Source organism: Mesorhizobium sp. RSR565B, from assembly GCF_054719465.1.
In genome coordinates this window covers 5,308,061-5,331,032 of sequence record NZ_JBTTIE010000001.1, presented here as the reverse complement: position 1 = coordinate 5,331,032, position 22,972 = coordinate 5,308,061, and the positions used below count along the sequence as shown (strand labels likewise).

The 22,972-nt window shown below is 62.1% G+C and carries 23 protein-coding genes and 1 tRNA gene; 15 read left to right on the top strand and 9 right to left on the bottom strand.

Annotated elements, in window-relative coordinates; all coding sequences use genetic code 11:
* Positions 1-47 precede the first annotated feature (47 nt).
* From ACYG9R_RS25650 to ACYG9R_RS25615, 8 genes are all read left to right on the top strand, one after another.
* The gene (locus ACYG9R_RS25650) at positions 48-935 is read left to right on the top strand and encodes a DUF2182 domain-containing protein (RefSeq protein WP_023824933.1); all 888 of its coding nucleotides are present in this window, start codon (positions 48-50) and stop codon (positions 933-935) included.
* Between the two features lie 14 nt (positions 936-949).
* Positions 950-1,564: a DUF1326 domain-containing protein gene (locus tag ACYG9R_RS25645; RefSeq protein ID WP_023824934.1), complete on the top strand. Its 615-nt coding sequence runs from the start codon at positions 950-952 to the stop codon at positions 1,562-1,564.
* Complete coding sequence (pcsA, locus tag ACYG9R_RS25640; protein WP_023668966.1) at positions 1,561-2,391, top strand: phosphatidylcholine synthase; 831 nt, start codon at positions 1,561-1,563, stop codon at positions 2,389-2,391. Before ACYG9R_RS25645 ends, pcsA begins: the two co-directional genes overlap by 4 nt.
* Positions 2,392-2,408: 17 nt before the next feature.
* The gene (locus tag ACYG9R_RS25635) at positions 2,409-3,386 is read left to right on the top strand and encodes a quinone oxidoreductase family protein (RefSeq protein WP_023824935.1); all 978 of its coding nucleotides are present in this window, start codon (positions 2,409-2,411) and stop codon (positions 3,384-3,386) included.
* Positions 3,387-3,595: 209 nt separating this feature from the next.
* Positions 3,596-5,173 (top strand): ABC transporter ATP-binding protein, encoded by a 1,578-nt coding sequence (locus tag ACYG9R_RS25630; protein WP_023816059.1) that lies wholly within the window; start codon positions 3,596-3,598, stop codon positions 5,171-5,173.
* Positions 5,170-6,294, top strand: coding sequence for an ABC transporter permease (locus ACYG9R_RS25625; RefSeq protein WP_031193354.1), 1,125 nt, complete (start codon positions 5,170-5,172; stop codon positions 6,292-6,294). Before ACYG9R_RS25630 ends, ACYG9R_RS25625 begins: the two co-directional genes overlap by 4 nt.
* On the top strand, positions 6,294-7,214 hold the full coding sequence (locus ACYG9R_RS25620) for an ABC transporter permease (protein WP_023668962.1): 921 nt from the start codon (positions 6,294-6,296) through the stop codon (positions 7,212-7,214). Before ACYG9R_RS25625 ends, ACYG9R_RS25620 begins: the two co-directional genes overlap by 1 nt.
* A 50-nt stretch (positions 7,215-7,264) precedes the next feature.
* Positions 7,265-8,332, top strand: a complete 1,068-nt coding sequence (locus tag ACYG9R_RS25615; RefSeq protein WP_023682527.1) for a BMP family ABC transporter substrate-binding protein — start codon at positions 7,265-7,267, stop codon at positions 8,330-8,332.
* Positions 8,333-8,471: 139 nt separating this feature from the next.
* Here ACYG9R_RS25615 and rimO read toward each other — a convergent pair whose 3' ends face one another.
* The 6 genes from rimO to ACYG9R_RS25585 form a co-directional block, all read right to left on the bottom strand.
* On the bottom strand, positions 8,472-9,785 hold the full coding sequence (gene rimO / locus ACYG9R_RS25610; protein ID WP_023691314.1) for a 30S ribosomal protein S12 methylthiotransferase RimO: 1,314 nt from the start codon (positions 9,783-9,785) through the stop codon (positions 8,472-8,474).
* A 141-nt stretch (positions 9,786-9,926) separates the two neighbouring features.
* A complete protein-coding gene (locus tag ACYG9R_RS25605) occupies positions 9,927-10,586 on the bottom strand; it encodes a TerC family protein (RefSeq protein ID WP_023668959.1) in 660 nt (219 codons plus the stop codon).
* Positions 10,587-10,947: 361 nt separating this feature from the next.
* Positions 10,948-11,355 (bottom strand): DUF930 domain-containing protein, encoded by a 408-nt coding sequence (locus tag ACYG9R_RS25600; protein WP_032887044.1) that lies wholly within the window; start codon positions 11,353-11,355, stop codon positions 10,948-10,950.
* 106 nt (positions 11,356-11,461) lie between these two features.
* Positions 11,462-12,388 (bottom strand): glycosyltransferase family 2 protein, encoded by a 927-nt coding sequence (locus ACYG9R_RS25595; RefSeq protein ID WP_027050892.1) that lies wholly within the window; start codon positions 12,386-12,388, stop codon positions 11,462-11,464.
* Positions 12,388-13,608, bottom strand: coding sequence for an FAD-dependent oxidoreductase (locus tag ACYG9R_RS25590; protein WP_196813625.1), 1,221 nt, complete (start codon positions 13,606-13,608; stop codon positions 12,388-12,390). The genes ACYG9R_RS25595 and ACYG9R_RS25590 overlap by 1 nt, the downstream gene beginning before the upstream one ends.
* 43 nt (positions 13,609-13,651) lie before the next feature.
* On the bottom strand, positions 13,652-14,041 hold the full coding sequence (locus ACYG9R_RS25585; RefSeq protein ID WP_023696117.1) for a sugar 3,4-ketoisomerase: 390 nt from the start codon (positions 14,039-14,041) through the stop codon (positions 13,652-13,654).
* Between the two features lie 430 nt (positions 14,042-14,471).
* On the opposite strand from ACYG9R_RS25585, the gene ACYG9R_RS25580 reads away from it, so the two are divergent.
* Positions 14,472-15,197, top strand: coding sequence for a hypothetical protein (locus ACYG9R_RS25580; RefSeq protein WP_023745051.1), 726 nt, complete (start codon positions 14,472-14,474; stop codon positions 15,195-15,197).
* A 347-nt stretch (positions 15,198-15,544) separates the two neighbouring features.
* Here the strand turns inward: ACYG9R_RS25580 and ACYG9R_RS25575 are convergent, their stop codons facing one another.
* Positions 15,545-15,736 (bottom strand): DUF3606 domain-containing protein, encoded by a 192-nt coding sequence (locus tag ACYG9R_RS25575; protein ID WP_023668952.1) that lies wholly within the window; start codon positions 15,734-15,736, stop codon positions 15,545-15,547.
* Between the two features lie 186 nt (positions 15,737-15,922).
* Between ACYG9R_RS25575 and ACYG9R_RS25570 the strand changes: the two genes are divergently transcribed.
* Together ACYG9R_RS25570 and ACYG9R_RS25565 are read left to right on the top strand one after the other, a co-directional pair.
* Positions 15,923-16,084, top strand: coding sequence for a hypothetical protein (locus ACYG9R_RS25570; protein ID WP_023691300.1), 162 nt, complete (start codon positions 15,923-15,925; stop codon positions 16,082-16,084).
* Positions 16,085-16,300: 216 nt separating this feature from the next.
* A complete protein-coding gene (locus tag ACYG9R_RS25565) occupies positions 16,301-17,491 on the top strand; it encodes an IS481 family transposase (RefSeq protein WP_023823369.1) in 1,191 nt (396 codons plus the stop codon).
* Between the two features lie 44 nt (positions 17,492-17,535).
* Here ACYG9R_RS25565 and ACYG9R_RS25560 read toward each other — a convergent pair.
* Positions 17,536-17,625, bottom strand: a tRNA-Ser gene (locus ACYG9R_RS25560).
* 210 nt (positions 17,626-17,835) lie between these two features.
* The gene (locus ACYG9R_RS25555) at positions 17,836-18,315 is read right to left on the bottom strand and encodes an MgtC/SapB family protein (RefSeq protein WP_031199830.1); all 480 of its coding nucleotides are present in this window, start codon (positions 18,313-18,315) and stop codon (positions 17,836-17,838) included.
* Between the two features lie 295 nt (positions 18,316-18,610).
* Between ACYG9R_RS25555 and ACYG9R_RS25550 the strand changes: the two genes are divergently transcribed.
* The 4 genes from ACYG9R_RS25550 (at position 18,611) to ACYG9R_RS25535 (ending at position 22,884) form a co-directional block, all read left to right on the top strand.
* A complete protein-coding gene (locus tag ACYG9R_RS25550) occupies positions 18,611-19,816 on the top strand; it encodes a septal ring lytic transglycosylase RlpA family protein (RefSeq protein ID WP_023824939.1) in 1,206 nt (401 codons plus the stop codon).
* Between the two features lie 102 nt (positions 19,817-19,918).
* Positions 19,919-21,085: a D-alanyl-D-alanine carboxypeptidase family protein gene (locus ACYG9R_RS25545; protein ID WP_023668950.1), complete on the top strand. Its 1,167-nt coding sequence runs from the start codon at positions 19,919-19,921 to the stop codon at positions 21,083-21,085.
* 72 nt (positions 21,086-21,157) lie between these two features.
* A complete protein-coding gene (tmk, locus tag ACYG9R_RS25540; protein WP_023668949.1) occupies positions 21,158-21,832 on the top strand; it encodes a dTMP kinase in 675 nt (224 codons plus the stop codon).
* On the top strand, positions 21,829-22,884 hold the full coding sequence (locus ACYG9R_RS25535; protein ID WP_023668948.1) for a DNA polymerase III subunit delta': 1,056 nt from the start codon (positions 21,829-21,831) through the stop codon (positions 22,882-22,884). Before tmk ends, ACYG9R_RS25535 begins: the two co-directional genes overlap by 4 nt.
* Positions 22,885-22,972: the final 88 nt, after the last annotated feature.

The following is a 22,972-nucleotide window of genomic DNA, read 5'->3' as shown; positions in this document are numbered from 1 at the left end:
AGACCATGCGGCTTGATCAACGCGGCGATTAGGCTCATTCGGTTGTCATGACCGGCCAGCAGGACGATTTCAGCCATCTCGACCGCGCCGGCCGCGCCACGGCAAGCCTGGCCCGCAGCCCCCGCCTGACGGTCAACATCGCCATCGCCGGCGGCATTCTGCTCGCCTGGTTCATTCTCGGCGCCATGGCGATCCGCGGCGCCGAAGGCCGGCTCCCCGGCGTACCAGGCGATGTGGTCCTGCGATATCTGCCGCAACTGCCGCTGCCGGATGTCCTCGACCGCTTCTTCGGCATGTGCCTGACGCCCGCACCACTTGATGCCGGCGGCGCACCGGTTCTGGCGCTGATCGTGATGTGGTTTTTGATGGCCGTGGCGACGATGCTGCCGTCGGCGGCGCCGATGATCCGTACCTATTGTGAAATCGCCGACACCGCCCGCATCAAGGGCGAGCCGGTGGCCCACCCGCTGGTCCTGGTTGCCGGCTACCTCTCGACATGGCTTGTCGCCTCTATCGGCTTCGCGGTGCTGACGTTGCTCGTCCACGCATTTGCGTCCTCCGCTCGATTGCTCGATCCGGTGAGCGGCCTTGCCGCGGCGGCCGCGCTGCTGGTTGCCGGCCTCTACCAGTTCAGCAGCCTCAAGCAGGCCTGCCTGACAAAATGCCGGAACCCGTTCTCGACACTGTTTTCCAACTGGAGCGCGGAGCCGGGTGGCATCTTCCGGCTAGGGCTGAAGCAGGGCCTGTGGTGCCTCGGCTGCTGCTGGGCGCTGATGCTGGTGATGTTTGCCGTCGGCGCGATGAACGTGTTCTGGATGGCGCTGATCGGCCTGTTCACCTTGATCGAAAAACAGACCACCGGCAGCCTTCCAACCCGAGTGGCCGGTGCGATACTGCTTGTCTGGGTAGTCGCCCTGCTAGTAGTCTCGGAATGACGGGGGAGAATTCCATGGCAGAGCAAGGCTGGGCAATGAAAGGAGAGCTCGTACTCTCCTGCAATTGCACGGTTTTTTGTCCTTGCGTGCTGTCGCTTGGCAGCCATCCGCCGACGGAGGGTTATTGCCAGACCTGGGCGGGCTTCCGCATCGACGCAGGCCATTTCGGCGAGGTCGACCTGTCCGGCCTCAATCTCGGTCTGGTCATGGAAATCCCCGGCTATATGAGCCGCGGCAACTGGACCGCAGGCCTGTTCATCGATAAGCGCGCCTCCGTCTATGCGGTGAAAGCGCTGACCAGGATCTTCACCGGGAAGGCCGGCGGAACAACCTCGCTGTTGTCGATCCTTGTCGGCAAGTTCCTCGGCGTCGAGCAGGTGCCGATCACCTACGAGACGCGTGACAAGACCCGTATTTTCCAGATACCGAAGATCATCGACGGGGCGGTCACACCGATTCCCGGCAAGGATCGCGAGAAGGATACCGTGATCGGCAACTCGGAATACTGGATCGCGCCGGAGATCATCGTGGCCAGGTCCGACAAAAGCAAGATGCGGGCTTTCGGCCGCAACTGGAACTTTGCCGGCCGCTCGGCCGAAATCTGCAAACTGGATTGGCGGGGCCCGTGAGCAAGAACACAACCGCCAGGAATGCCGCCAAAAAGATCACCGACCGGATACCCAGGCCGAAGAAAAAGGTCACCTGGCCGCAGGCGCGGGCATTCTCGGTGCATCTGTTGACCGCGTCTGGCTCGTTCCTGGCCTTCCTGTCGCTGGTGGCGGCAAGCGAGCAACGCTGGACGGCGATGTTCTGGTGGCTGGGGCTGGCGCTGTTCGTCGACGGCATAGACGGGCCGATCGCCCGCAAGCTCGAGGTCAAGGAGATTTTGCCGACCTGGTCGGGCGAACTCCTCGACAACATCATCGACTATGTCACCTACGTGCTGATCCCGGCCTTCGCACTCTACCAGCGCGGCTTCATGGGCGAAGGGCTGTCGTTCCTGTCGGCGGCCATCATCGTGGTGTCCAGCGCCATCTATTATGCCGACACCGGAATGAAGACGAAGGAGAACTTCTTCAAAGGCTTTCCGGTCGTTTGGAACATGGTCGTGTTCACGCTGTTCGTCATCGAGCCCGGACAGTGGGTGTCCTTCGGCGTCGTCGTGGCGGCCGGCATCCTCACCTTCGTGCCGATCAACTTCATTCACCCCGTGCGGGTGGTGCGGCTGCGGCCAATTAATCTTGGCATGACGCTGCTCTGGTGTGCTTTCGGTGCGCTGGCGCTGGCGCAGGCGGCCCTTGCCGCCTTCTACGACCAAATCGGCGTTTTGGGCGAACAGGTCAGCGTCTTTACCAAGGTCGGCATCACCATCACCGGACTTTACCTCGCCTGCATCGGCGGTATCATGCAGTTCTTCCCCAAACTCGGCGCCAAGCCGGACACTAAGAAAGCCTGACCGCAGGAAAGCCCACAATGTCCAAAGCAGTCCGTATCCACGCCCATGGCGGTCCGGAAGTCCTGACCTATGAAGACGCCGATCCGGGACAACCCGGCGCCGGGCAGATCCTGGTCAGGCACACCGCGATCGGCCTCAATTTCATCGATGTCTATCACCGCATCGGCCTCTATCCGCCGCCCGGCGGCTTCCCGCTGATCCCGGGCGGCGAGGCGGCAGGTGTGGTTCTCGAGGTCGGCGCAGGCATCGACTGGCTGAAGCCGGGCGACCGCATCGCCTATGCCGTCAATGTCGGCGCCTATGCCGAACAGCGCGTCGTCGCCGCCGACCGCGTCGTCAAGGTGCCGGACGGCATCAGCGACGAACAGGCCGCCGGCATGATGCTTAAAGGCATGACGGCGGAGTATCTGTTGCGCCGGACCTTCAAGGTGAAGGCAGGCGACACCATCCTGTTTCATGCCGCCGCCGGCGGCGTCGGGCTGATCCTGGGACAATGGGCAAAACATCTCGGCGCCACCGTGATCGGCACGGCAAGCTCAACCGACAAGATCGAGCTCGCCAAGGCGCATGGCTTCGGCCATGTCATCAACTACAAGGAGCAGGATTTCGTCGCCGGGGTCGCCGCCATCACCGGCGGCAAGAAATGTGACGTCGTCTACGATTCGGTCGGCAACGACACATTCCCGGCCTCGCTCGACTGTCTGAAGCCGCTCGGCATGTTCGTCTCTTTCGGTCAGTCCTCTGGACCGATCCCGCCATTTTCGATGTCGCTGCTGGCGCAGAAGGGCTCGCTGTTCGCTACCAGGCCGACTTTGTTCGTCTACAACGCCAAGCGTGAAGACCTCGAAGTCTCCGCCGCGGCATTGTTCGACGTGGTGTTGAGCGGTGCGGTCGAGATCAAGATCAACCAGCGTTATGCGCTGAAGGACGCGGGCAAGGCGCAAGCCGATCTCGAAGGGCGCAAGACCACGGGCACGACCATACTGATCCCGTGAGCTGCCTTGCTTTCAGCGTTTTGCCGCGACGCGAGGCACTGTTTACCCGAAAAACCGGGCGATCGGTTTGTTGTGCGAAGCAGGTCAATCTTTACCCCTTGAGTTTCCGCTGAAATTCTTGAAGCTCTTTCAAGGTGGGTGCTGCTTTCGCACGAGAGCGGCCAGCGCATACCATGCTGGCGGGAACACAGAACATGTCCGGGAACCGGATGGGAGGCACTGTGAGTGCAGATCATGATGGAGCGAACCTGCTTGAGGTTCGTGGCCTGACCAAGATATTCGGCACGTTGACGGCGTGCGATCATATCGACCTCAACATCGCCAAAGGCGAGATCCACGCGCTGCTCGGCGAAAACGGCGCCGGCAAGTCGACGCTGGTCAAGATGCTGTTCGGCTCGCTGGAGCCCAATTCCGGCGAGATATTCTGGAACGGGGAAGCGGTGCGGATCACCAGTCCGGGCATGGCGAAGAAGCTCGGCATCGGCATGGTGTTTCAGCACTTTTCGCTGTTCGAGGCGCTGACCGCGGCCGAGAATATCGCTCTGTCTCTGGATGACGGCTCACCGATCAGCTCGATCGCGGCCAAGGCGAGGGCGCTTTCCTTCAGCTATGGCCTGCCGCTCGATCCGGACTCGCTGGTCGGCGATCTCTCGGTCGGCGAACGCCAGCGCATCGAGATCATCCGCTGCCTGTTGCAGACGCCGCAGCTCATCATCCTCGACGAGCCGACCTCGGTGCTGACGCCGCAGGAAGCCGACAAGCTGTTCGAGACGCTGGAGCGCCTGCGCTCCGAGGGCAAATCCATCCTCTACATTTCGCACCGGCTGGAAGAGGTCAAACGCATTTGCGACCGCGCCACCGTGCTGCGTCACGGCAAGGTCGTCGGCCATTGCAATCCGCGCGAGGAAACGGCTTCGTCGCTGGCCCGCATGATGGTCGGTAACGAGGTGAAGGCCGTGGTGCGTGCGCCGGCCGAAGGCATCGAGACCGCGCAGCCGCTGCTCGAAATCCGCGCCCTCAGCCGCAAGCCGGCAACGCCGTTTTCGATTCCGCTGAAGAATATCAACCTCACTGTGCGCGCCGGCGAGGTGATCGGCATTGCCGGTGTCGCCGGCAACGGCCAGGGCGAGTTCTTCGAATCCGTCTCCGGCGAGGTGCTGCAGCAGGACGCCGCATCCGTGCGCATCCGCGGCAAGGATGCCGGCTCGCTCTCGATCACAGGCCGGCGGCTGATGGGCGCTGCCTTCGTGCCGGAAGAACGCCTCGGCCATGGCGCGGCGCCACGCATGAAGCTTTCGGAAAACCTGCTTCTGTCGCGGCACGCCACCGACGGCAAGGTTTTTGTCGGCGCCGGCGGCGCCGTCAAAAGCGGTGCGGTCTATGCCGCCGCCCAGCGCATCATCGTGGCAATGGATGTGCGCAAGAGCGCGCCCGATCCGGAAGCTGCGGCCCTTTCGGGCGGCAATCTGCAGAAATTCATCGTCGGTCGCGAACTCGACCGCAGCCCTGCCGTCATGGTCGTCAACCAACCTACCTGGGGCGTCGACGCCGGTGCCGCCGCCCACATCCGCCAGGCGCTGATCGAACTGGCGCGCAGCGGCTCGGCGGTTCTGGTCATCAGCCAGGACCTCGATGAGCTGTTCGAGATTTCGGACGCGATCGCGGTCATGCACAATGGCGAATTGTCGAAACCGCTGCCGATCGCCGAGGCAACTTTCGAAAAGATCGGCCTGTTGATGGGCGGCGCCGAGCCCGGCCACGCCGAACATGGTCTGGAGACGGCATGATGCGCCTCGAACTCGTCAAACGCCCGCAGCGCTCGATGCTGTTTTCCGCGCTGTCGCCCTTCATCGCCTTCGCCCTGACGATCATCGCCGGCGCGGTTCTGTTCGCGTTGCTCGGCGTCAACCCGCTGAGCGCATTCGAGATCTATTTCATCGAGCCGATCAGCCAGGTCTGGCAGTTGCATGAACTGGCGATCAAGGCCGCACCTTTGATCCTGATCGCGGTCGGCCTGTCGGTCTGTTACAAGGCCAACATCTGGAACATCGGCGCTGAGGGACAGTTCATCCTCGGCGGCATTTTCGGCTCGGCCATTCCGGTGCTGTTTCCCGGGTTCGAAGGCCCGCTTGTGCTGCCGCTGATGCTGTTGTTCGGCATGGTCGGCGGCGCCGCCTATGCGGCAATCCCTGCTCTCCTAAAGACGCGCTTCGGCACCAACGAAATCCTGACCAGCCTGATGCTGGTCTACGTCGCCCAGCTTTTCCTCGACTGGCTGGTGCGCGGCCCCTGGCGCGATCCGCAGGGCCATGGTTTTCCGCAGACGATCCAGTTCAACGACTCGGCGGTCCTGCCGGAACTGATGCCGGACGCCGGCCGTGCCAATTGGGGTTTTGTCTTCGCGCTTGTTGCAGCCGTGCTGATCTGGGTGCTAATGAGCCGCCTGCTCAAGGGTTTTGAGGTCCGCGTGCTCGGCTCCAGCCCGAGGGCAGGGCGCTTCGCCGGCTTCGGCCTCAACCGCATGGTCTTCTTCGCCTTCCTGCTGTCAGGCGCGCTGGCCGGGCTTGCCGGCATTTCGGAAGTCTCCGGCGCCATCGGCCAGCTGCAACCGGTGATCTCGCCCGGCTACGGCTTCACAGCGATCATTGTGGCGTTCCTCGGCCGGCTCAATCCGCTCGGCATCGTCGCCGCCGGCCTGGTGCTGGCGCTGACTTATCTCGGCGGCGAGGCGGTGCAAAGCGCGCTCGGCATTTCCGACAAGGTGGCGCGTGTGTTCCAGGGCATGCTTTTGTTCTTCGTGCTCGGTTGCGACACGCTCATCCATTACCGCATTCGCCTGGTCGGCATGGCGCTGACGAAAAGCGCGGCGAAGCTTGAAGCCGCGCCGAAGTTGAAGGAAGCCCGCTGATGGACATCGCCGTCAACATCCTTTTGACCATCGCCACGGCGGCAACGCCGCTTTTAATAGCGGCAATCGGCGAACTCGTGGTCGAGCGCTCCGGCGTGCTCAACCTCGGCGTCGAAGGCATGATGATCATGGGCGCCGTCGGCGGCTTCGGCGCCGGCTATCTCACGGGATCGCCCTGGATCGGCCTGTTGGCGGCAATCGCCATGGGTGCCGTGTTCTCGCTGCTGTTTGCGGTGATGACGCTGTCGCTCGCCACCAACCAGGTGGCGACCGGCCTGTCGTTGACGCTGCTTGGCCTCGGCCTGTCCGGCATGATGGGGACCAGCTTCGTCGGCCAGCCGGGCGAGCGGCTGCCAAACCTCTACGTTCCGGTGCTCACCGACATTCCCGTCGTCGGCAGGCTGTTGTTCGGCCAGGACCCAATCTTCTACATCTCGATCGCGCTGACGGCGGCCGTCATGTGGTTCCTGTTCAAGACCCGCACCGGCCTCACCCTGCGCTCGATCGGAGACAGCCACACATCGGCACATGCGCTCGGCATCAAAGTCATCCGCTACCGCTATCTCGCGGTCATCTTCGGCGGCGCCTGCGCCGGCCTTGCGGGCGGCCACCTGTCGCTGGTCTACACGCCGCAATGGGTAGAGAACATGAGCGCGGGCCGCGGCTGGATCGCGCTGGCGCTGGTCGTCTTCGCCTCCTGGCGTCCGTGGCGCGTGCTGGCCGGCGCCTACATCTTCGGCGCGGTGTGGATCGGCCAGCTTCATGCACAGGCATTTGGCATTCCGGTGCCTTCGCAGCTGCTTTCTTCTCTGCCCTATCTGGCAACCGTCGTGGTTCTCGTTCTAATCTCGCGCAACAAGCGTCTGACGATGATGAACACGCCGGCTTCCTTGGGGCAGCCATTCGTTCCGGATCGTTGACAACAAAAACAAACGGGAAGCTCCAAGGCTAAACTCAGAGAGGTAACACAATGAAAAAACTGCTTATCGCGTTGATGACCACGACCGCCGCCATGTCACTGGCGGCGTCCGCACAGGCCGCCGACAAGTTGAAGGCATGCTGGGTCTACACCGGCCCGATCGGCGATTTCGGCTATTCCTACCAGCACGACCAGGGCCGCCTCGAGGTGGAGAAGGCGCTCGGCGACAAGGTCGAAACCGCCTATCTCGAGAACGTCTCGGAAGGTCCCGATGCCGACCGCGCTTTCGAGCGTCTGGCGCGCGAAGGCTGCAAGATCATCTTCGGCACCTCTTTCGGCTTCATGGACCCGGAAGTGAAGGTCGCCAAGAAGTTCCCCAAAGTGATGTTCGAGCACGCCACCGGCTACAAGACCGCTGACAATCTCGGCATCTACAATGCGCGCTTCTATGAAGGCCGCTACGTGCTCGGCCAGATCGCTGCCAAGGAATCGAAGGCAGGGGTCGCCGGCTATATCGTTTCCTTCCCGATCCCCGAAGTGGTGATGGGCATCAACTCCTTCATGCTCGGCGCGCAGTCGGTCAACCCGAACTTCAAGGCCAAGATCGTCTGGGTGAACTCCTGGTTCGATCCGGGCAAGGAAGCCGACGCCGCCAAGGCGCTGTTCGACCAGGGCGCCGACATCATCGTCCAGCACACCGATTCCACTGCGGCACTGCAGGTGGCGGAAGAGCGCAAGCTGCACGGCTTCGGCCAGTCCTCCGACATGATCAAGTTCGCGCCGAACGCGCAGCTGACCTCGCTGACAGACGAATGGGGGCCGTACTACATCAGCCGCGTCCAAGCAGCGCTCGACGGCACCTGGAAGCCGGACAATGTCTGGCTCGGCATCAAGGACGGCGCCGTCAAGCTGGCGCCCTTCACCAACATGCCGGACGATGTGAAGGCGATGGCCGAGGCAACCGCGAAGAAAATCGCAGATGGCTGGAACCCCTTCACCGGACCGGTCGCCAAGCAGGACGGCACGCCGTGGCTCAAGGACGGCGAAGTCGCCGACGACGGCACGCTGCTCGGCATGAACTTCTATGTGAAGGGCGTCGACGACAAGTTGCCGCAGTAAGTATCGGAAACGCAAAAGAGAAGGGGCGCCGCGCGGCGCCCCTTTTCATTTCGCGGGCTGCACGCCTCGACTGCGAAACCGCGCCGAGGGCCGTGCCAAAAATCCGAGGGCGCCGGGGAGGCGCCTTTTTGGTGATTTTCTAAACCGCCGAGCCGTAAAGGTCGTAGGCGTCGGCGCGGTCGATCTTGACCGTGACGATGTCGCCTTGGCGCAGCGGACGGCGCGACTGGATATGCACCGAACCGTCGATCTCGGGCGCGTCGTATTTTGTCCGGCCCTTAGCAGACGTGCCATGCGCCTCGTCGATCAGCACGGGCAGGCGCTTGCCGACCTTCTTGGCCAGCTGCGTCGCCGAGATCTTCTGCTGGCGCTGCATGAAGCGATGCCAGCGCGCTTCCTTGATCTCCTGGGGCACCTGTTCGAGGCCGAGATCGTTGGAGCGGGCGCCGCGGACCGGCTCGTATTTAAAGCAGCCGGCGCGATCGATCCTGGCCTCGTCCAGCCAGTCGAGCAGCATCTCGAAATCCTCGTCGGTCTCGCCGGGGAAACCGACGATGAATGTCGAGCGTATCGCCAGATCCGGGCACACCTCGCGCCAGCCGCGAATGCGCTCCAGCGTCTTTTCGCCATGGGCTGGACGGCGCATGTTCTTCAGCACCTGCGGCGAGGCGTGCTGGAAGGGGATGTCCAGATAGGGAAGGATTTTTCCATCCGCCATCAGCGGGATGACATCGGCGACATGCGGGTAGGGGTAGACATAGTGCATGCGTACCCAGATGCCGAGCTTGCCCAGCTCCTCCGACAGGTCGAGGAATTTCGCCCGCACTTCGCGGTCGCCGAACATCGACGTCTGGTACTTGATGTCGATGCCGTAGGCGCTGGTGTCCTGCGAGATGACCAGCAATTCCTTGACCCCGGCCTTGGCCAGCTTCTCGGCCTCGCGCAGCACATCGGCCGCCGGGCGCGAGACGAGGTCGCCGCGCAGTGCGGGAATGATGCAGAAGGTGCAGCGGTTGTTGCAGCCTTCGGAAATCTTGAGATAGGCGTAGTGGCGCGGCGTCAGCTTGACGCCTTGCGGCGGCAGAAGGTCGATATAGGGATCGTGGCTGGGCGGCGCCGCCTCATGCACCGCGGCCATCACGCTCTCATAGGCCTGCGGGCCGGTGATGGCGAGGACGTTGGGGTGCTTCTCTCGGATGACGTCCGGCTCGGCGCCGAGGCAGCCGGTGACGATCACCCGGCCGTTTTCCGAAAGCGCCGAACCAATGGCGTTGAGCGATTCGTCGCGGGCCGAATCGAGAAAGCCGCAGGTGTTGACGACGACAAGGTCGGCGCCGTCATGCTTGCGTGCGATCTCATAGCCTTCGGCGCGCAGGCGCGTGATGATGCGCTCGGAATCCACAAGCGCCTTCGGGCATCCAAGGCTGACGAAACTGACGCGAGGCGCAGACATGAGAAAACATCCGGGGTTTTTCGGGATCGGCGGCCAGTACCACACTTATTGCGGCATTGGTATGGGCAGCGGCTGCGGCGAACGCGACCACTGCCTCCGGCAGATACCCATGCTGCTACAGAAGCTGTGGGACCGGCAGCGTCAGCTCACCACAGGACTGACATGCGGCCAGACCTCGACAACGCCGCGATAGACCATATCGATCGCGACGTAGAGAATGATCAGCAAGCCGACATAGGCGATCCAGCGGTGGCGATGCAGCAGCTTGGCAATGAAGCTCGCGGCCAAGCCCATCAAGGCGATCGACAGCACCAGGCCTATGACAAGCACGGGAAAATGATCGCGCGCCGCACCGGCGACCGCCAGCACATTGTCCAGCGACATCGAAACATCGGCGACGACGATCTGCAGGGCCGCCTGGCCGAGCGTCTTGCGCGGCGCCTTGCCACCCACCGTTCTGTCGCTGTTGAGGTCGGAATCGGAGAGCGCCTCGGTCGCCTCGAACTCGTCGGCATGCGACGTCCGCAGCTCGCGCCACATCTTCCAGCACACCCACAACAAAAGGATGCCGCCGGCCAGCAGCAGGCCGACAATGGCAAGAAGCTTGACGGTGACGGCGGCAAACAGGATGCGCAGCACAGTCGCCGCCAACACGCCGATCAGGATGGCTTTCTTGCGCTGCTCGACCGGCAGACCGGCGGCGGCAAGGCCGATGACGATGGCATTGTCGCCGGCAAGCACCAGATCGATGGCGATGACCTGGAGGAGGGCCGTCATGCTTGCTGCGCTGAAAATGTCCATCGACCGGAGCCCCCTTGCTGTATCGGCGTGTTCGTCGTCGGATATGCCGACGCCCTAACGTGTATGGTTCCCGCGCGTCAAGAGACTGCCGGCGCAATTCCAGGAAAAGTGCGTAGCGGTTTTCCGTCCGGAATTATGCAAAAACAAAGAGTTAGTGCATGTCGCTCAAAAGTGGCCCCGGTTTTGAGACAACGACATGCATAAAAACAAAGACCTAAAGCGCGTCGCCTGAGTCCGTTCAAACGCGACGCGCTTTAGGTGGGTCAGCTGCTCTATAAAAAGCTGAACCGCTCCAACGGCCGACGCTGAAAGCCACGGGAATAGGGAAGGCCGTTCTGCCAGAGAGAATTCTGGTCGCAATTCAGTCGTAGAGATTGTACTTCGCCCAGTCGGCTTCCGGAATCTCGTCGCCGATGCGGTAACGGAACTGCAGGACCTCCATATGGTCCGGCGCCGTCTCGCATTTGAACTTCAGCCGGTACCACTGCCCCTTGCTGCGGAACGCAGCACCCGGGCTGCGGATTGCATCGGCCTTCATTTCCGGCGTAGCGAAGGCGTAGGCGACGACGCGGTCTGCCTTGTACTTGTGGTCGTCATGGCTGATGCGGTCGAGCACTTCGGCGTCGCATCTCTGCTCCAGCCGGGTCTCCGGGTCGAGTTTCAGCAGGCCGGCGCGCAGGGCGGCGTCCATCGCGTGGGCGGGTAAAGCCAGCGTCACCGAGGCCAGCGCCGCAAGGAATAGTTTTTTCATGGACGGGAGAACGACCATAACTCGCGTGAAAAATCAACCGGAGTGCCATTTTGGGGCAGCCGGATATGCCTGGAATCGTTAGCCGGGCAGGCGCAGCCGCTTTGATACGTCGCCGGCGCCATTCTTATTTGTCCGGGCTGCCATGCACCGATTGCCTGTTTCGCCGTCTTTGCGCTTCTCGCGATCGCGGCACCCACCGCCACGGCCGCAAGGCGATATAGACAGCGAGGAAGGCTCTTTGTGCAAGGCCGGCCTCGCTGTGCCAGACCTCCCTTATCCCCGCCGCCCGCAAGGCCCTTCGTTGGGTGCTGTTGCGGTCCCAGCGCCGGCTGATGCTGCCCGCCCGATAGTATTTGTGGCAGAGCACTTGCGGCACGCGGACAAAGCCGCCGAGCAGCGACAGATGCAGAAGCCAGGTCCAGTCGGCGCTGAATTCGCCTTGGCTGTTGGGCTTGATCCCGCCGCTGCGGTGGAACGCCCAGGCCCTGAATACCCCACGGTTGGGGACCCACCATCCATGCGGCTGGCGCGCCATCGCCCGGCCACGCGCAAAACCGTCCTGCAAGCTCTCCAGCAGGTCGAACTTCCACGTGGCACTTTCGCCGCTTACTTCGATCACTTCGACATCGCTGAACGACAGTACGGCCTCGGGATTGGCATCGAGCGCCCGCACCAACGCCTCGATATAGGTTGGATCGATGACGTCGTCATGGAAGGCAAAGAACATCAATTCGCCGCTGGCATTGGCCATCAGATCGTTGGAATTCTTCAGCCATCCCAGGTTTTTGTCCCGGCGCAGGATACGGACATCGTCGCGGCCGCCGGCGAAGGCCGAAACGATCTCGAATGTCGCGTCGGTCGAATTGTCCTCGCCGACCAGGATCTCGATATTGTCCCAGGTCTGCGCGGCGAGGCTGTCCAGCGTACGCGAAATGAATGCCGCCGAATTGTAGCATGGCACCAGCGCGGTGACCTTCGGCCGCCAGCCGGATCGAAGCTGGATTTGTTTCTGCGCTACCTGCTTCGCGCCGCCCTGTTCTGTCTCACCCATCATTCGATCCCGCAGATTTGCCGCGCCAGCCTGTCGGCAAGCCACGGCGCCGTCGAATATTTACCTGTGTCGACCGAGATGTAGTTGCCCAGGCGGTTGATCCCGAATTGGTCGCGGCAATGGATCGTGGCTTTCGGGTCGCTGAGCGAACCACGCCCTTGCGCAAACACGAAGCCGCCGCGCGCCTCAAGCTCCTCGGCATCGTCGAACATGCTGGAAACACTGGGCACCAACCGGGTGAGCGTGGCGCGAACGTCGCCGATGAACCGCTGTCGTGCGTCGGCATCGAGCGCTTGTGGCGTTTCAATCGACAATACGCCACTCTCCGCAAGCAACCCGCTCGGATACCAGGAGAGATAGAAGTTACGCCCGTCATAGTTTTTTATGTCGCCGAATGGGCCAAGGGCGACGACCGCGCACGGCACATCGACAGGCTGGCTGGTGCGGCCGAACAGGCAAAGCCGGTAGCGGTGCGACCATCCGGGAACCGGCTCGATGCCGGCCGTGCGGTCGACAGCCAGCCGCCCCTCCCATAGGCAATTGACGACAATGTCGAACGCCTCGCTTTTCTCGCCTGCGACCGCCACGCGCCATTTCCCGTCAATTCCGTCCACCGGCTTTGCCGACAGGACTTTGGCCGCCATTCGCAAGCTGATGTTGGGTTCACCCCGAAGCACGGCGCAAAGCCGGTCGGCAACCCATCGCGTGTTGATGGATCGCTCCGGCACCTGGAAGCCGCCGACGATCTGGTCCGAGTTGGTGACATCGGCCAATTCAGTTCTGGAAAGCCGTTTCGACCGCGCCGCCGATACGTCGGCAAGGTAGCTGGTGGCGTCAGCGTGGCTGCGCACCAATACATCCACACGTTCAAAGATCGCCCCCAGCGCCTCGGCAGCGACGATCGAGTTGCGATGGACCAGATAAAGGTCTTCCGAAAAGGTCGTGTGCGCTTCCAGATTGCTTCCGATCAGCTCGGAAACAAGCCTGCCGAAACACAGTCCTCCCGAAAGCAGATGCCGGGCGGTCAGCAGCGAGGGATCGTTCCCGTAGAGATAGCCGAGATGAATCTTGCCCTCGTTCCAACGGCTGGCGCAGGCCATCGGCTCGCTCTCCTTGTCGAAGAGGGACACCGCGTAGCCTCTGCGGGCCATCATGAGAGCGAGGCTGGCGCCCATGATGCCGGCGCCGAGAATAGCCATTCTGCCGCGAGGCGCTGTCATGTCCTGGCGCGCATCGCGGCCTCTCCTTTCCCGATGAGTGTCATCAGGGGTTCGATACGTAGTTTTCAGGGTCGTATTCGGTATCGCAGAAAACCAGCAAAGACGGGTTCTCGCCTTCATAGGTCTGCAGCGCCCACACCGGGGCATCGACCAGCACCGCGCGGTTCGATGCGGTGAGCGTCAGCCGTTCGATCTGTTCCTGATAGCGAAATTCGATGCCGATCTCGCCCGACAGCTGCATCATCAATTGCCGGCCCGAGCCGTGTGCATGTCCGCCCCGCGACGTGCCGCGCGGCGCGGTGACGACGAACGCCCGCACGGCTTGGAAATTGTAACCGCTGAACTCGATAGCGGTCAGCATTCCCCTGGGATCGCAATGTAACGAAGTGGGGATCTCGGTGACCTTGCCGCCAAAGAACGTTCGATGCTGCATAACGTAAGCCCGCCAGATGCCGGTCGAAATTTACCTCAGACTAGCGCTTATATCAAAAGACAGGGAATACAACCACTTAGGCGGTGTTTGGGAACACTGCAGCGGATCGATGTCGAGCTCGGCCTCAGGCCGATAGGTGCCGACTACCGAAGGTCGCCGCGCCGTCACGACTTCTGAGTCGCGGCCGAAACCACGGCTTAAGACCTTGGTCCGAGCGGTCTAGGACCTTTGAGTTCGGAAGGCCGGCCGGTTCCAAGGAGGGTGATCTACTTCAGCAATTTCAAAGAGTTATGCTGGTTGGCGTTTCGCCGGCCGGCCGCTTCGTTCTCGCAATGAAAACACATCTATATCTAAGTTTACCCTTTGTGTTAGCGATTCCTCATGTTGCCCGCTATAGCGGTTAGTGGCGGTGGCAATCTCGGAGGTAGTTATGACATCCCGAAAGACCCTTTTTGCTGCATTTGCGGTGTTCTCGCTTCTGGTGTCGCCGGCCCTGGCTGCTGCTGGTGGCAACGGCCATGGTAACGGCCATGGCAATGGTAACGGCAATGGCAATAGCGGAGGAAACGGTAATGCTGGCGGCAATGGCGGAGGCGGCGGTTCGGTCGGCAAGTCGGCATCCGCCAAGGGCCAGGCCCCTAAGGGCCAGGTCGCCAAGGCCGCTACCCCTTCTGTGTCCAAGGAAAAGAATATCCATGCCAAGCTCGGCCGGTTGAACTCGCTGCAGCGCAACGCCAACGCCTTTATGCACTCCAAGAGCAAGAACTTCGCTGGCGTGCAGGCTTTTGTGACACAGTCGGCAATAGCCAAGAACGCTCAATCGGAGCTCGATGCTGCTAATCAGGCGGTTACCGACGCCAAAGCGGCGCTCGACGCGCTGAATGCGAAAGCGGCTGACCCGAATACCCTGCCCGAAGATGTCCCGACGCAGGCCGACCTCGATGCAGCACAGGCAGCGCTCGATGACGCCACCCAGGATGCGGCCGCTGCTCAGACCGCCGCCACAGCTGCCGCTGCCAACGTCCCATCGATCGATGCAGCCCTTGCCCAAATGGCCAACAAGCCCGTTGACCCTGAGGTGACAGATTGGGCCAATAGCGTACTTGCCGACAAGATCGACCAAGTAGCCGCCAAGCTGGCGCCGGCCGCGCCTTAAGGCCCTATGCGGCGGCAGCGATCCAATCGACGATAAGCCGTCGGGTCCGCCCGGCGGCTGCACCTTTCTCGCCTATCTGCAGCGTTGGTCCCAATGCAGGTCCGAGATTCTGGTCATGGCTATTTTGCGAAATCTCCAGCCGGGCCGCCGTCCTCAAGGCTGAATTCATGCGTGCTTCGCGCATCTTCATCGACCACACGAAACCAATGCTCCTGAAGCGCTCTAGGCGACACCCTTTGGCCCGTGACCTTCTCTACCGCAGATAACGGATCATCGGCGCTCGTGGCCTGAGTTGAGACACACTCCTCTCCATGCCACTCTTCCACCTGGTACTCTGGCATGCCGGCCTACCTACCGCTCCCCAGAGCCTTCGCTTCCCGCTCCAGCGTCTCGCGTCGGTTGCCGTGCTTCGCGATCAATTCCTTGACCTGCTGCGGGGTGATGCCGGCCTTGGTGGCGAAATACTCGACTTCATAATCCTCATCGGCAGAGACGCGGTCCCGATCGCGGAAGTCCGTCTTCGTTTTGTCGTCGGCCATTTGCTTTGCTCCTGGTTGAATGATCAACCGCAACGTGCAGCCGCAGCCTTTTGTTGCAGCGGAGCCCGGATTTCCGAAACGGTCACATGGGAAAACGGCCCTCAGTCGCAGGAGGTGCTGGTGTTGCTGTAACTTTGAACGGAACGGTTCTTCTCCTTGACGGTTGTGACGTGAAGGAGATGCCTCATGTTTGAAAGTGTGATGTGGTTGATCGTCGTTGCTGGTGGGCCACTGTTGCTGGCCCTATTGATGGCATACGTTCTTATGACCCGACGCCACCGTGGTCCTGCAGAACGCATGGAAAGCGACCGCGCGACCAAACGGCTCTATCGCCAGGACGAACGTTGATCCTGAGGCTGGCGCAACGTTTGCGCTCACGCTGGTCCGCTGCCTCGCGGTGGCAGGCTTCTTCGTTTTAGGAAGTTTGGAATAACTTAGGAAAGATTTGGCCCTCTTTGAAAATACAGAGGCAATTCAGCACGGTAGCCTGAGCGGCCCGAGACATAGGTGACGATTTGTACCGGACACATGGGTAACACTTTTGGCTTTTGGCCGGAGGTGTTGATGCCGTGGAAAGAGTGTTCGGTGATGGAGGAACGTCTTCGTTTTGTGGCTCGTCTTCTCGACGGGGAAGGCATGAGCGATGTGTGCCGCGAGTTCGGCATCTCGCGCAAGACCGGCTACAAGATCTTCAACCGCTACAAGGAGGACGGGCTGGATGCGCTCACCGACCGCTCGCGGCGGCCGGTGCGCTACGCCAACCAGCTTCCCGACCAGATCGAGCGGCTGATCGTGGAGAGCAAGCGGGAGAAGCCGCACTGGGGTGCCAGGAAGATACGCGAGCTGCTGGTGCGCAGGCTGGCCGGCGACGTCCGCATCCCGGCCAGGAGCACCGTTCATGCCGTGCTCGATCGCCACGGCCTTGTGAGCCAGGCCCGCAAGAGGAACCGAGCGAACAAGGCCGTGGGCACGCAACTGTCCCAGGCGGTTGTGCCCAACGATCTGTGGTGCGCCGACTTCAAGGGCGAGTTCAAGCTCGGCAACCGCCAATACTGTTACCCCCTGACGGTCACCGACCAGGCCTCGCGCTACCTGCTGGCCTGCGAAGCCCTTGAATCGACAAAGGAGGTTCCGGTCCTCGAGGCTTTCGTCCGGCTCTTCAAGGAACGCGGCCTGCCGGAAGCGATCAGAAGCGACAATGGCCTGCCCTTCGCCAGCCCCAACGGCCTTTACAACCTCTCGAAGCTGTCGGTCTTCTGGCTCAGGCTCGGCATCGCCGTCGAGCGCATCAAGCCCGGTCACCCGCAGCAGAACGGCCGCCATGAGCGCATGCACCGCACCCTGAAGCAGGAGACCACGCGGCCGCCGGGCATGAACGCCCTCCAGCAGCAGGCCCGGTTCGATGCTTTCATGAGCGAATTCAACGACGAGAGGCCCCACGAGGCGATCCAAATGAAAGTGCCAGCCGAGCTCTACAGAGCTTCTTCAAGAGCCTATCAAGGCCTCCCCGAGCTGGACTACCCCTTCCATGACAAGGACATTCTCGTCACCGCCTGCGGCCGCATCTGCATGCACAGGAAGAAGATCAACATCTCCACCGTGCTCGCCGGCCAAAGGCTCGGAATCACCGAAGTCGACGACGGCATTTGGCTCATCAGCTTCATGCACTATGATCTCGGATATATCGACCTGGAACAAAGGACCTTGCAAACCATCGACAACCCGTTCGGCACGAGGTTGTCACCCATGTCTTAGGTACAGAATGTTACCCATGTCTCCGGGCCGTACAGCCAAATATCTGGCGGAGGGAGTGGGATTCGAACCCACGGTGGGCTTGCACCCACGCCGGTTTTCAAGACCGGTGCCTTAAACCGCTCGGCCATCCCTCCAACGTGACTTTTCAATCATCTAGGAACATCAACCGACCCAGTGAACGACAGTTGGTATCGAATGATACCTATCCTTCCGGACCAGCTTGCGGTTCATTTCTCTAGAGCGTTGCCCATCGCCAAGTCAACCATCGGCGCTGCCATGGATAATAGGGGGTGGCGTTCGTTACCCGAACGGAGCTGCGAACCCGTTTTCGAAGGAGCCGGGATCTAATTGCGATCCTTGCTGCCGACCTGCACAAGTTGCAGAAGACCCAGCACGACAAGTGCGAGCAAGGTAGCCAAAGCCGCGATCTGCCAGAACCCGAGCCCAACCGCCAGGCCTATGGCGCCTGCCAGCCACATGCCCGCCCCAGTGGTAAGCCCTTGAACCTCGCCCTTGGAGAAGAAGATCAAGCCCGCGGCCAGAAATGCCACGCCGGCAGTCGTGGCTTCGATCAAGCGGATAGGATCAATGGCGATTTCCTGACCATCGAAGACGTGAAAATGAGTAATCTCGATCGTGAGGATAGCAATTAGAGCCGTCGCAACACAGACCAGGATGTGTGTCCTCAATCCGGCCGGTCGGTTACGCCATTCGCGTTCGATCCCAACGATGGAGCCAAGGACGGCCGCGAGCAAAAGCCTGGCTGAAATTACGGAAAAGGGCAGCCACGTCTGTTGCCCGAAACGTTCAATGAATTCATCCATGAGGCGCAGAACGTATCTCGGGTCGGTCGGTTCCAGGCAGCCGCGCTTCATGCCACAGGTTCACTTCCAGACTCCAAAGGACAGAGGTCTCGGATGCCTCCTCACAGGCGCCCGGCCAGCCCGGGACCTGGCCGCCACATTCCTGCCCGGTTCCGGACACAATCGATTAATACGCTGATAAACAATTCCTGCGCACAAGGGATGGGGATTGGCGCGTCGCAGGCATTGCTCATCTGGCTCCGCCGAAATTCTAGAAGCGGCGCCTGTGTCGAGACGGTAGGGGACATCGGAAAACATGCAGACCACGACGCATCGGCGTCTTCGTCGCGCTCCTGCTTTGGTATTGTGCGCTCTTTCGGCTGCGTTGCTGGCCGCGTGCGCGTCGCCGCAGTCCGAGCCGAAAGCCATGGTCTACAAGAAGCCTCGCTCGAAGGAATATTTTCCCGAGACCGAATACGGTGTGAAGGCCAGCCCGCGCGTTCAGTACATGCGGCGCGGCGGCGGCCGCGACCAGTTGGGCAAGCCCTATCAGGTGCGCGGCAAGTGGTATTACCCCAAGGAAGACAAGCGCTACGCCAAGGTCGGTCTCGCCTCCTGGTATGGCGATGCCTTCCACGGTCGTCTCACAGCCAATGGCGAAGTCTACGACATGACCCATCTGACGGCGGCGCATCCGACCATGCCGCTGCCAAGCTACGCCCGTGTCACCAACACCGAGACCGGAAGCTCGGTCATCGTGCGCGTCAACGACCGCGGCCCCTATCACGAGGGACGCATCATCGATGTCTCGGAACGCGCCGCGCAAATGCTCGACTATGCCAAGGTCGGCACGGCCAGGGTCAAGGTGGAATATATTGGCCGCGCACCGCTCGACGGCGACGACGACCAATATCTGGTCGCCTCCTACCGCCCAGGCAACCGCCCGGACCCGTCCGATGGCTTGCCGACCGGCGTCATGGTGGCGATGAACGGACCTTCGCCGAGCCTATCTGTTGGCGCACCACCTGCCGCAGTGCCGTTTCCTGGTCAGTTGACGAATTCCGACACACAGCCAGTGATGTCGATGCAGGCACCGGCCTCAAGCGATGTGACGCTGCCTGAATTCGGGCCGATCGTGCCTCAGCGCCCGGAATCGCCCTTTGCCATGGCTTCGCTCTCCTATGCGGATGAGCGCGTACAGCGCGCCGACGTCTTTGCAGCGCTTGACGGCCAGGGCATGTCGCCAGCCGACATCCTGCAATCGTGGAAGAAATCCAACCCGCAGGCATCGCCTGCCGTTTCCGACTATGTCGCCGCCGGCTCCTTCGACGATGCCGCCGAGGCAAAGCGGGTGGCTGCGGCCCTAAAACCCTTCGGCAGGATAGAAATCCAGAGCACCGAGCTCGACGGCAATGACTGGTACGCGGTCAATCTCTATCCGGATGGCCATGGCAATGTCGACGACCTCTTGCGCGCGGCATGGTCGCATGGCGCGCCGGACGCGCTGGCTGTGCGCAACTGACCAACAAAGGCACGCCGGTTTTGTCATTGCGCGGTTGATCCGCCGGGAAGAAGCCTGATAGCGTTGCGGCAAGTTTCTGCCGGCTAACAGTCGAGCCTCTTCATGCGATTTCGCCTTTTCCACCCTTTTGCCGGGCTTTTTGGCCTTGGCTTCTTGCTTGCCGCGTTGGTTCCGGCCAACGCGCAGCTTTTTGAGACCAAGGCCACGCAGGCTTTCATGATCGATGCCGAAACCGGCACGGTGCTGTTTTCCAAGGATGCCGACCAACCGATCCCGCCGGCCTCGATGGCCAAGCTGATGACGATGGAGATGGTCTTCAACGCCATCAAGTCGAAGCGCATGAGCCTCGACGACACCTTCGTGGTTTCGGAAAATGCCTGGCGCAAGGGCGGTGCGCCTTCGGGAACGTCGACCATGTTTGCCAAGCTCAAATCGGCGATCCGGGTCGAGGATCTGATCCAGGGGGTCACCATACAGGCCGCCAATGACGGCTGCATGGTGCTGGCCGAAGGCATGGCCGGTTCGGAAGAGAATTTCGCGGCGCAGATGAACGATCGCGCCCGCCAGATCGGGCTCGCGAAATCGACATTCGTCAATTCGACCGGCCTGCCGGCCGACGGCCAGCAGACGACGGTGCGCGAACTGGCGCAGCTTGGCCTGCATATATGGCGCGAATATCCGGATCTCTATCTCTATTACGGCCGGGCCGATTTCACCTGGAACAAGATCTCGCAAAAGAACCGCAACCCATTGCTGGCCATGGGCATCGGTGCCGATGGGCTGGCGGTCGGGTCGAGTGAGGCGGGCGGTTTCGGCATCGTCGGCTCGGTCAGCCATGACGGGACGCGGGTGATCGCGGCGATGAGCGGATTGGCCAACGACCGCGAGCGCGCCGAGGAAGCGCGCAAGCTGCTTGAATGGGGCGTCCGCTCCTTCGAGAAGACCGAGATTTTCGCCAGCAACGAAGTGGTCGGCGAGGCCCAGGTGTTCGGCGGCGCCAAATCCAGCGTAGCGCTGAAGGCAAAGGCGCCCATCGACGTCCTGCTGCCGATCGCCAACCGCGACAAGCTGACCGCCAGGATCGTCTATCAGGGGCCGGTATCGGCGCCGGTGGAGGAGGGACAGCCCGTCGGCGCGCTGCGCGTCTGGATCGGCGACACGCTGAGCCAGGAAACCCCGCTTTTCGCCGCCGAATCGGTTGGCGTCGGCACACTGCCGCAACGAGCGTTTGATGCCGCCAGGGAACTGGCCGTAGGCTGGCTGCGTTGAGTTCCTGCGGCGTGGACCTTTTCTCGGGCGCGGACTAAGACACCAGCGCAAAGCAGGACAAAGGCCTTTCGATTGGCAAGCGGATTTTTCATCACCTTCGAAGGCGGCGAGGGCGCCGGCAAGTCGACGCAGATCGAGCGGCTGGCCCAGAAGATGCGCGCCAAGAAATACGATGTCCTCCTCACCCGCGAACCCGGGGGGTCACCCGGCGCCGAGGCGGTCAGGCACGTGCTCCTGTCCGGCGCCGCCGAGCCTTTCGGGCCGAAGATGGAGGCGCTGCTGTTTGCCGCCGCACGCTCCGACCATGTCGAGCAGGTCATCCGGCCGGCGGTGGAGCGCGGCTCCATCGTGCTTTGCGACCGTTTCCTGGATTCGTCGCGCGTCTATCAGGGCGTCACCGGCGGCCTCGATCCGGCTTTCATGGAAGCTCTGGAGGAGGTCGCCATCAACGGCATGATGCCGGACATGACGCTGATCCTTGACATTGACCCCGCCGAGGGCTTGCGGCGCGCCGCCGCGCGGCGTGGCGCCGAGGACGGTCCGGACCGCTTCGAAAAGGAGACGCTGGACATCCACCAGCGCCGCCGTGACGCCTTCCTGGCGATCGCAGCGGCCGAGCCGGACCGCTGCATCGTGATCGACGCGTCGGCGCCTCCCGCTGCGGTGGAGGATGTCATCACCGCGGTGGTGTTCGCCGCACTTGAGGCGAGGGCGCCCGCGCGCAACCGACAGGCGGCGCCCGCATGATCTTCGAACGCATCGCTCCCGAGCAGCACGACACGCTGGACGGTGTACCGGAGCCGTCCGAGACGCTGCGCCTGGTCGGCCATGAGCAGGCGGCCGCGATGCTCGCTGCCGCCTATCGCTCGGGAAAACTGCCGCATGCGTTGATCTTTGCCGGGCCGGTCGGCATCGGCAAGGCGACGCTTGCCTTTCACCTGGCGCACCATCTGTTGAAGCATCCGGCCTTCGACCAGGCGCCGGACACGTTTGCCGTTCCCGATCCGGCCTCACCGCTGTTTCGCCAGATCGCCACCGGGGCGCATCCCGGCGTGCTGCACCTGACCCGGCCGCTGAACGACAAGACCAAGAGTTTCAAGACCGTCGTCACCGTCGACGAGATCCGCAAGGTCAACCGCTTCCTGTCGCTGACCTCGCATGACGGCAGCTACCGGGTGGTGATCGTCGATCCGGCCGACGACATGAACACCAACGCCGCCAATGCCTTGCTGAAGAACCTCGAGGAGCCGCCGAGCCGCACGCTGTTCATCCTCATCGTGCATGCGCCGGGCAGCCTTTTGCCGACCATCCGTTCGCGCTGCCAGATGGTGCGGCTGACGCCGCTCGATGCCGGCAGCCTGATGAGTGTTCTGGAGACCGTCGAGCCGCCGCCACCTTCCGATCCTGCTGCGCGCGCGGCACTAGCGGAACGGGCAGGGGGCAGCGCCCGCAATGCGATCCTTCTGACCCAATATGGCGGGCTGGAGATTGCCGGCACCCTCGACGCCCTGGTCACGTCGGGCAAGAGCGACATCGCCGGCGCCTATCGCCTTGCCGAGGCCGTCGCCGGCCGCGACCAGGCGATCCAGTTCGACATCTTCAACCGCCGCGCGCTCGATCTGCTCTCCACCGGCGCCAGTGAAGCCGCGCTGGCTGGGGATCTCGCGCGGGCGAAAACGCTGTCCGACACTTGGCACGAGGCGCTGAACGCCATATCTGAGACCGATACCTACAATCTTGACAAGAAGCAGCACGCCTTGACCATGATCGACCGCCTGAATTCCGCAATGCGAATGTGACCGGTTTCGGCATTGGGGCGGGATGGCAATCGCCGTCTCGATGCGATATCCACCGCTCACATTCATTCGGCCATTCATGACGGTTAAT

Coding starts and splice junctions, on each gene's coding strand:
- ACYG9R_RS25575 (WP_023668952.1), bottom strand. CDS start 15,736: ATGGCCGACGACAAAACGAAGACGGACTTCCGCGATCGGGACCGCGTC.
- ACYG9R_RS25585 (WP_023696117.1), bottom strand. CDS start 14,041: ATGCAGCATCGAACGTTCTTTGGCGGCAAGGTCACCGAGATCCCCACT.
- ACYG9R_RS25565 (WP_023823369.1), top strand. CDS start 16,301: ATGCCGTGGAAAGAGTGTTCGGTGATGGAGGAACGTCTTCGTTTTGTG.
- rimO (WP_023691314.1), bottom strand. CDS start 9,785: ATGTCTGCGCCTCGCGTCAGTTTCGTCAGCCTTGGATGCCCGAAGGCG.
- ACYG9R_RS25580 (WP_023745051.1), top strand. CDS start 14,472: ATGACATCCCGAAAGACCCTTTTTGCTGCATTTGCGGTGTTCTCGCTT.
- ACYG9R_RS25635 (WP_023824935.1), top strand. CDS start 2,409: ATGTCCAAAGCAGTCCGTATCCACGCCCATGGCGGTCCGGAAGTCCTG.
- ACYG9R_RS25620 (WP_023668962.1), top strand. CDS start 6,294: ATGGACATCGCCGTCAACATCCTTTTGACCATCGCCACGGCGGCAACG.
- ACYG9R_RS25650 (WP_023824933.1), top strand. CDS start 48: ATGACCGGCCAGCAGGACGATTTCAGCCATCTCGACCGCGCCGGCCGC.
- ACYG9R_RS25590 (WP_196813625.1), bottom strand. CDS start 13,608: ATGACAGCGCCTCGCGGCAGAATGGCTATTCTCGGCGCCGGCATCATG.
- ACYG9R_RS25570 (WP_023691300.1), top strand. CDS start 15,923: ATGTTTGAAAGTGTGATGTGGTTGATCGTCGTTGCTGGTGGGCCACTG.
- ACYG9R_RS25555 (WP_031199830.1), bottom strand. CDS start 18,315: ATGGATGAATTCATTGAACGTTTCGGGCAACAGACGTGGCTGCCCTTT.
- ACYG9R_RS25615 (WP_023682527.1), top strand. CDS start 7,265: ATGAAAAAACTGCTTATCGCGTTGATGACCACGACCGCCGCCATGTCA.
- ACYG9R_RS25605 (WP_023668959.1), bottom strand. CDS start 10,586: ATGGACATTTTCAGCGCAGCAAGCATGACGGCCCTCCTCCAGGTCATC.
- ACYG9R_RS25645 (WP_023824934.1), top strand. CDS start 950: ATGGCAGAGCAAGGCTGGGCAATGAAAGGAGAGCTCGTACTCTCCTGC.
- ACYG9R_RS25600 (WP_032887044.1), bottom strand. CDS start 11,355: ATGGTCGTTCTCCCGTCCATGAAAAAACTATTCCTTGCGGCGCTGGCC.
- ACYG9R_RS25625 (WP_031193354.1), top strand. CDS start 5,170: ATGATGCGCCTCGAACTCGTCAAACGCCCGCAGCGCTCGATGCTGTTT.
- ACYG9R_RS25550 (WP_023824939.1), top strand. CDS start 18,611: ATGCAGACCACGACGCATCGGCGTCTTCGTCGCGCTCCTGCTTTGGTA.
- ACYG9R_RS25595 (WP_027050892.1), bottom strand. CDS start 12,388: ATGGGTGAGACAGAACAGGGCGGCGCGAAGCAGGTAGCGCAGAAACAA.
- ACYG9R_RS25545 (WP_023668950.1), top strand. CDS start 19,919: ATGCGATTTCGCCTTTTCCACCCTTTTGCCGGGCTTTTTGGCCTTGGC.
- ACYG9R_RS25630 (WP_023816059.1), top strand. CDS start 3,596: ATGGGAGGCACTGTGAGTGCAGATCATGATGGAGCGAACCTGCTTGAG.
- ACYG9R_RS25535 (WP_023668948.1), top strand. CDS start 21,829: ATGATCTTCGAACGCATCGCTCCCGAGCAGCACGACACGCTGGACGGT.